The following is a 7,382-nucleotide window of genomic DNA, read 5'->3' on the forward strand; positions in this document are numbered from 1 at the left end:
GGGTCTTTAGATTAGAAAAGCTTGTTAGAAACGAGTTTTTGCGCTGCAAGAGCCAATTTTCTAGAGTTGATTTTTTGAGTGAGGAAACGCTTCGATGAGTATGGAAAAGCGTCGCTGGCTACGTCTTGCCTTGCAAGTAAAGGGTTCAGTGATTCCAGCCGTTCTTCCGAGATCGCTCTTCTGTGGCTTTTTTGCGCTAATTGTCAAGCTTCTTTTAGACGCTCACTACCCAGTTTCGTTGCCGCTTTTAGCCAGTTTGATTCCTAACATTGTCTTAGGCTTACTGCTAGTGTTTAGAACGAATACGGCTTACGATCGCTTCTGGGAAGGGCGAAAATTTTGGGGTTCAATCGTGAACACGGTCAGAAATCTAGCGCGACAGATTTGGCTTGCAGTAGAAGAGAAAGAAGCAGGCGATCGACCAGAAAAAGTCAAAGCCCTCTATTTGCTAGTCGCCTTTGCAATTGCGACAAAGCTTCATCTCAGACAGGAACCCATTGATCCAGAAATTAAAGATTTTTTGTCTCCTGGCAAATACAAGAAATTGCAGCGAATGAACAATCCGCCGCTAAAAGTTGCTTTCTGGATTGGAGACTATTTGCAGTCGCAATATCAACATAATCGACTCAATATCTATCAGTTAACTGAGATGCACAAACTATTAGATAATTTAGTTGATGCGATCGGCGGCTGTGAACGCATTTCAAAGACACCGATGCCTCTGGCTTATGCCATTCATCTCAAGCAATTGTTGTTGCTTTATTGTCTTTCTTTACCGTTTCAAATGGTGGGTCAACTGGGATGGGGGACGGCTCCGGTTGTGGTTTTGATTAGCTTTACATTGTTTGGCATTGAGGAGATCGGAAATGAAATTGAAAACCCTTTTGGACACAATCAAAATGACCTGCCTTTAGATGCAATTTGCCTCACAATGCACCGCAATATCGATGATTTGATCAGTCTTGAGCCTACCGTTCACTCAGCAGAGCCTTTTTTCTGAGCAGTAGCCCGATCGCTGCCAATCCAACTAATCCAGCCGTGAGCCAATTTCCCCAACGCACATAGAGGGTTTTGGTTTGTCGTCGGTAAATGGTGTCAGCGTGAATCTCGTAAACGTCGGGCTGCGATCGCCAATGAATTCGACCGTGAGGGTCAATCACGCCAGAATACCCGGTGTTGGTGGCACGAACTGACCAGCGATCGTGCTCGATCGCGCGCATTAAATCGTGTGCCTGATGCTGTGCCTTTAAAGTTGTGCTGTAAGGATCTAGATTTGAGGCAGTCAAGATAAACTCTGCGCCCTTTGCCACTTGAGCGCGAAACAGATCTGGAAACGCGGAGTCATAGCAAATTCCTACGGCTGCCTGACCCAACGGCGTATCAAATTGCTGGTCTGGGCTTCCGGGCAGCATGTCGGCGCGAATGGGCGACAGTCGATTGATTAGACCCCCCAGCAGGTCTTGAAACGGGGTGTATTCTCCTAACGGCACCAGCTTGACTTTGTTGTAGCGACTGACGGCTTCACCGTTGGGCGCGATCGTTAACAGGCTTTGCGTGTAGCGAGTTCCCTGGGGCACAAAGGTGCCGAGCCAAACCGGAACGCCTTTCTCTAAAACCGCTTGGTAGACTGGATTTTGGGTACGATTCATGCCCTCCCACAAGAATGGCAGTGCCCCTTCTGGAGTCAAAACCACCTCTGCGCCACGATCGACGAGAGTTCGATAACCAGTGCTGTAGCTCTCTAGCGCGCGCCGCAATCCGTCAGAAAATAGCTTGATGCGAGTGGGAACATTGCCTTGAATAATCCCAACCTTTAGCGCCGCGTTAGGCGCTTCGATCAGCGGACGGCTATAAAGCCCAAATCCAATCAAGTGCAAGACCAAAAAAAGGCTGATGGGCACCAGATAAACGGTCTTTCTAGGTTCTCTTTGTCTTCTAGAGGCAATCCAGGCTTCGGCAAGTAGCCCGTTGACCGAGACGATCGCCGCTGTCACCGTCATCGCCCCCGAAATCTGACCCAAATGCAAAATCGCCAGATTATGAGGACTTTGGGTATAAGAAACCGAAGTCCAATTGAGCGAACCCAGCGCCCAAATGCTCTCTAGTCCGCACCAAACCCCAGTTCCGCCTAGGACGCGCAGCCCAGCAGAAACTCCTGAGCGACTCATCCAACTCATAATCCACGCCCAAACGCCGACTAGTGCAGCACCCCAAGCAGTAACAAATAACCAGATTATGAGGACGATCGTCACACTCGCAAGCCAGGGAATTCCCAGCCACATCAATGGATGCAAGCCCATAATCCATGCCAGGGCAAAGCCGTGATAACCAAGACCCCAAGCGATCGCCGGAAGAATTTTGAACCGAGGTGTGGTTAGCGGAGCGCTTGGGTAAGTAGATTTTACATCGGTTGCTACGACCAGAATCCACAACGGCGCGATCGCGACCCAAGCCAAACCCCAGACATTAAACGGGGCAGGCGTTAAGCCCATGAGAATGCCACTGATTAGCGCGATCGCCAGTTGAAAGGCTCGATCGGATTTAATCTTAAACGCTTGCGGTTTGAAGTCTTGAACGTTTGCCATACAAATCACTTTACAACTCAAAATTCTGATAAATCGCTATAAACTCATATGAGATTTGGCTTGCGCTAAAGTCTAGTAAGTCCGTACTGAATTGATCGTCCATGACTGTTCCTCCCAACACTTCCACCGAACCCGCTGCGAATAATGGGCTACCCGATCGGCTCGTTAAACACGCCGTTCGCTATGCAGATCATCGCGCCGTTCATCGAGACCACCTCACTCCGATGCTGCGCCACTATGCCGACCTCAAAGACCAATATCCGCATACGCTGCTGTTCTATCGAGTGGGCGATTTTTTTGAAACCTTCTTTCAAGACGCGCTGATTGTTTCCCGTGAGTTAGAAATCGTACTCACTTCAAAGGATGGCGGCAAAGAAGTCGGACGAGTTCCCCTGTCGGGCATTCCGCATCATGCGCTCGATCGCTACTGTGCCCTGCTCGTTGAAAAGGGCTATGCGATCGCGGTTTGTGATCAAGTCGAAGACGCTGCTGACGCGCAAGGAGCCTTAGTTCGGCGCGAAATTACGCGTGTAGTCACTCCGGGCACCCTTTTAGAAGAAGGAATGCTTAACGCTCGTCGCAATAATTATTTAGCCGCGATCGTGATTGCCGGACATCATTGGGGCTTATCCTACGCCGACATTTCGACTGGAGAATTTCTGACGACGCAATCTTCTTCTCTAGAGCAATTGACGCAAGAATTAATGCGCCTTCAGCCTGCGGAGGTGCTCATACCCACCAATGCGCCTGATTTACGGGGATTGCTGCGACCTGGCGAAAAGTCGGAGCATTTACCCGATTGCTTACCGACTCAGTTCTGCTATACGCTGCGATCGCAGACTCCTTTTACCCAAGTTGAAGCTCGACAGCGATTGTTGCAGCGATTTCGAGTCCGATCGCTCGAAGGTCTGGGCTGCGAGCATCTCCCACTCGCCGTTCGCGCGGCTGGCGGCTTGCTTGAATATCTCGACGACACTCAAAAAGAAACGCAGATTCCGCTTCAGCCGATTTGCACCTACACGCTCACGGAGTTCTTGATTCTCGACAGTCAGACTCGTCGTAACTTAGAGATTACTCAAACTGTGCGTGACGGTACGTTTCACAATTCATTGCTGTGGGCGCTCGATCGTACCATTACCCCAATGGGTAGTCGGGCCCTGCGTCGCTGGTTGCTGCAACCCCTGCTGAAGGTTACTGAGATTCAGGCGAGACAAGACACCCTGCAAGAACTAGTTAACAACGGTACGCTGCGAGAAGATTTGCAACGATTGCTGCGCCAAATCTACGACTTAGAGCGGTTAGCGGGTCGCGCTGGATCAGGCACCGCCAGCCCTCGTGATCTAGTGGGTTTAGCCGATTCTCTAGGCAAATTGCCAGAGTTGGCAAGATTGGTTGAATCCAGTCGATCGCCCTATCTCAAAGCCGTTCAACAAGTGCCTCCCGTGCTGGAGCAACTCGGCAAACACCTCCAAGCCCGTTTAGTCGAAAGACCGCCGCTTGCTCTCAAAGAAGGCGGCTTGATTCGCATTGGAGTCGTGCCCCAGCTCGACGAAATGCGTCAGCAAGCGACTGACGATGAAACCTGGTTAGCCAAACTCGAAGTTATTGAGCGAGAGCGCACCGGGATTTCAACCCTGAAAGTTGGATACAGCAAGACTTTTGGATATTACATCAGCATTTCTCGCTCTAAAGCGGGGCAAGTGCCTGACGGGTACGATCGTAAGCAAACTCTCGTCAACGAAGAACGTTATATCACCTCAGAACTCAAGGAGCGAGAGAACCGAATTCTCAATGCCCGCAAAGAACTGGGAGATTTAGAGTATGAAATTTTTGCAGGGCTACGATCGGAAGTCGGTGAACAAGCCGAACTGATTCGCACCGTTGCCCGCGCGGTTGCTGCCGTCGATGCCCTCGCAGGTTTGGCAGAGGTTGCCGTCTATCAAGGCTACAGCCGTCCCAAAATGGTAGAAGGTCGTCAACTCAGCATTTCAGAAGGTCGTCATCCGGTCGTCGAACAAGCTTTACCCGCAGGATTTTTTGTGCCCAACTCGGCAGAACTGGGGAACCAGGAGTCTAATTCGATTCCTGATCTGATTGTGCTCACTGGCCCCAACGCGAGCGGCAAAAGCTGTTATCTCCGGCAGATTGGGCTGATTCAACTGATGGCGCAAGTGGGAAGCTTTATCCCGGCGCAATCGGCTCAGTTGAGTATCTGCGATCGCATTTTTACCCGCGTCGGCGCAGTTGACGATTTGGCAACCGGGCAATCGACGTTTATGGTCGAGATGAATGAAACCGCCAATATTCTCAATCATGGAACGGCGCGATCGCTGATCCTGCTCGATGAAATTGGACGGGGAACGGCGACTTTTGATGGGTTGTCGATCGCTTGGGCAGTTGCAGAGCATCTTGCCACCGAAGTTCGCGCTCGGACTATCTTTGCCACTCACTATCACGAACTCAATGAACTCGCTTCGATTTTGCCTAATGTTGCTAACTATCAGGTGACGGTTAAAGAGATGCCCGATCAAATTATCTTTTTGCACAGAGTTCAGCCTGGCGGAGCCGATCGCTCGTATGGCATTGAGGCAGGACGACTTGCAGGTTTACCGTCTTCTGTGATTCAACGGGCGCGACAGGTAATGAGCCAAATTGAGAAGCACAGCAAAATTGCCGTAGGGCTTCGCAAAGGCGGACGCAGCGAAAAAAATAGTCAACCTGACCCTCCTCATGATCCGACTCAACAGCTAGAGATTGGAATTTGATCGCTGGTTTGTCAAGTGACCATTGCGAATAACGATAGTTTGAACAGTTCCACAAGGCTTTTAGTTCCCGGAGCTATCTCATCAAAGTTAGCTTTGCCTCTGACTTTGATCCTTAAGATTCCGTCCACGTTAAATCAGGGTTTGCGGCTCAAACCTGCTCAAAAATAGAGTGGCTTAAGTATTTTTACGTAAGCAGCATCTAGTTTCTAGTATTCTTAATCTAATTATCCTTGCCCCTCCGTAGTACTACTTTTTACGAAGCTTTTTTTAAAGCTAGAAAGAAGAGTCTCTAAGGTGCCTCAGCAACAGATTTTTGTGCGTAATATTTTATACAAGATATCCCAAAACAAGGTTTAATGAACCGTGCCTAAACTCCGTGCAAAATTGGTTGCCAGCCTACCGACGCTTTTAATCGTAGGATTCTGCTGTGCGGTCACAACCTCACCAGCCTTTGCAAAAGCAAAAGACACCACTTCTGGAAGCGCCACTGGTACACCAAGTTCTAGCTCGTCGTCAACTTCTAGCCAACCCTCGAACTCAACACCTTCCCCTAGTTCGAGTTCACAGCCTACTTCAAGTGCTGGAACCACTCAAACTACCAGTCCCAACACAACTCCGTCGTCAGTTTTATGGACTGGCTTAGATGGAAATCGCTCAGCTTCTACGCTGTTTAGTTTAACTGGGAACACCTTAACGATCGCTCTAAACAACACGAGTCAAGCTGATTCATTAGTTCCCACTGATGTTTTAACAGGCTTGTTCTTCAACCTCTCTGGAGCAACCTTAAGTCCCTTGGCAGCCTCGCTTGGTGCTGGCTCTCAAGTTTATGGCGCAACTTCTCCAGTTGGTAACGTTGGTGGCGAATGGGCATCGGCCTCAAACCTTGCGATCGGCAGCAACACGTATAATTACGGTGTCAGTGCTGCCGGCCTTGGACTATTTGGACCCAAAAATCGTTTTGACACGTCCTCAAATTTGTCGGGCACCGAGAACGTCGGCGGCTTAGACTTTGGCATTGTGACCGCAGGAGATAATCCAAACACTGGAAATGGTGGACTGAATCGCGACTTAATCAAAGGCTCAGTGCTATTCACATTCGGTCTGACCAATGTGGCATCGAACTTTGATTTGACCAAAGCAATCAGTAACCTTCGCTTCCAATACGGCACTGCAACAAGTGAACCCAGCTTTGCAGGCAGCCTAGCTTTATCGCCTACACCTCCCAAGGGCAAAAGAGTACCAGAACCCAGCATGATTGCTGCGCTGTTGCTAACCGGGGTTGCTACACTTCGTACTCGTAAGCAACAAAGCACGCAATAACCGCTTGATCACAGCAATGACGTAAGTAACCATTAGGGGGTGCAGAATTAATTCTGCATCCCTTTACTTTTGAATAACCAATACTTCAGACAAAACTTGAGCAGGGTTTGAGCCACAAACCCTGCTTTAACCGTGGACGGAATCTTAATAATCAAACCCAGAGGCAAAGCCAACTTTGGAAAAGATAGCTCAATCTTGAAGCTGCAAGCCCTGAAAGTTTTGTGAAACCGTTCAAAAAACTGTCTGGACTATTGTGAGATAATGTTTGGCGATAGAACGCTACGCATAATAACCTTCAAACAAACCAGATTTCCTCTGATCAGACTAAAGAGAAACCGTGAGCGCAAGTAGGCGCTTTCAAATAGCATCTCCCTCGATCGTGACGCTAGATAACGGTTTATCACGTTTGGTAAGCAAACTTACTTAGATAGAACCTGATCTCAGAAATCTATTATTTTCTCATGGACGGTGCAATCCTTGCTGAGTCTAGGGAATCTGCTCAAAATTCACAAAAAGTTAGCTGAGACGACACGTTTCGCTTTGTAAAATTTCTGATTTCTCATATTATAAATAAACATATAAACGCGTTCACTCTAGAGAACCTGCATTTTTAGTAAAACTAGAGGGTTTGATTTATGACCATTGCAGTTGGGCGCGCGCAACCAACCCGAGGCGTATTCGACGCTCTCGATGACTGGTTGAAACGCGATCG

4 protein-coding genes are annotated in these 7,382 nt (G+C 48.9%); 3 read left to right on the forward strand and 1 reads right to left on the reverse strand.

Features of this window, described 5'->3' with window-relative positions:
* The first annotated feature begins 94 nt into the window (after positions 1-94).
* Positions 95-1,000 (forward strand): bestrophin family protein, encoded by a 906-nt coding sequence (locus tag C7B65_RS14040; protein ID WP_106254034.1) that lies wholly within the window; start codon positions 95-97, stop codon positions 998-1,000.
* On the opposite strand, the gene lnt is transcribed toward C7B65_RS14040, so the two are convergent.
* Positions 969-2,585 (reverse strand): apolipoprotein N-acyltransferase, encoded by a 1,617-nt coding sequence (gene lnt, locus C7B65_RS14045; protein ID WP_106254035.1) that lies wholly within the window; start codon positions 2,583-2,585, stop codon positions 969-971. The genes C7B65_RS14040 and lnt overlap by 32 nt on opposite strands.
* Positions 2,586-2,686: 101 nt before the next feature.
* Here lnt and mutS point away from each other — a divergent pair, with 101 nt between their 5' ends.
* On the forward strand, positions 2,687-5,350 hold the full coding sequence (gene mutS / locus C7B65_RS14050) for a DNA mismatch repair protein MutS (protein ID WP_106254036.1): 2,664 nt from the start codon (positions 2,687-2,689) through the stop codon (positions 5,348-5,350).
* A 363-nt stretch (positions 5,351-5,713) separates the two neighbouring features.
* The gene (locus C7B65_RS27415; protein ID WP_146135831.1) at positions 5,714-6,670 is read left to right on the forward strand and encodes an XDD4 family exosortase-dependent surface protein; all 957 of its coding nucleotides are present in this window, start codon (positions 5,714-5,716) and stop codon (positions 6,668-6,670) included.
* Positions 6,671-7,382: the final 712 nt, after the last annotated feature.

It is taken from the genome of Phormidesmis priestleyi ULC007, assembly GCF_003003695.1.
Lineage (GTDB): Bacteria > Cyanobacteriota > Cyanobacteriia > Leptolyngbyales > Leptolyngbyaceae > Phormidesmis_A > Phormidesmis_A priestleyi_A.

Coding starts and splice junctions, on each gene's coding strand:
- C7B65_RS14040 (WP_106254034.1), top strand. CDS start 95: ATGAGTATGGAAAAGCGTCGCTGGCTACGTCTTGCCTTGCAAGTAAAG.
- lnt (WP_106254035.1), bottom strand. CDS start 2,585: ATGGCAAACGTTCAAGACTTCAAACCGCAAGCGTTTAAGATTAAATCC.
- mutS (WP_106254036.1), top strand. CDS start 2,687: ATGACTGTTCCTCCCAACACTTCCACCGAACCCGCTGCGAATAATGGG.